The sequence below is a fragment of the Shewanella sp. S1-58-MNA-CIBAN-0166 genome, from assembly GCF_040310085.1.
Classification (GTDB): Bacteria; Pseudomonadota; Gammaproteobacteria; order Enterobacterales; family Shewanellaceae; genus Shewanella.
Genome location: NZ_JBEOPN010000080.1, coordinates 1 through 641, shown reverse-complemented (window position 1 = coordinate 641; position 641 = coordinate 1). Strand labels below are relative to the sequence as shown.

At 48.5% G+C, this 641-nt stretch carries 1 rRNA gene; it reads left to right on the top strand.

Features of this window, described 5'->3' with window-relative positions:
* Nucleotides 1-107: 107 nt before the first annotated feature.
* Nucleotides 108-641 (top strand): 23S ribosomal RNA (locus AAEY99_RS21165); the annotation flags it as partial.

Genomic DNA, 641 nt, shown 5'->3' with positions numbered 1-641 from the left:
AAAAACTAAGGCGAGTCCACTTCCTGGTCGGAGGTGAGACAAGTAAAAACCAGCTGGTCATGATATGGCCCAGATGTTCACGCAAGTGAAACTCATTTGGGTTGTATGGTTAAGTGACCAAGCGTATACGGTGGATGCCTTGGCAGTCAGAGGCGATGAAGGACGTAATAACTTGCGAAAAGCGTTGGCGAGCTAGTAATAAGCATTTGAGCTAACGATATCCGAATGGGGAAACCCAGCAGCATAAGCTGTTATCACTACATGAATACATAGTGTAGTGAGGCAAACCCGGGGAACTGAAACATCTAAGTACCCGGAGGAAAAGAAATCAACCGAGATTCCCCTAGTAGCGGCGAGCGAACGGGGATTAGCCCTTAAGTCTATGGGGTGTTAGTGGAATGTGTTGGAAAGCACAGCGGCACAGGGTGATAGCCCCGTACATGAAAACTAACCATAGATGAAAACGAGTAAGGCGGGACACGTGACATCCTGTTTGAATATGGGGGGACCATCCTCCAAGGCTAAATACTCCTGACTGACCGATAGTGAACCAGTACCGTGAGGGAAAGGCGAAAAGAACCCCTGTGAGGGGAGTGAAATAGAACCTGAAACCGTATACGTACAAGCAGTGGGAGCGGTTC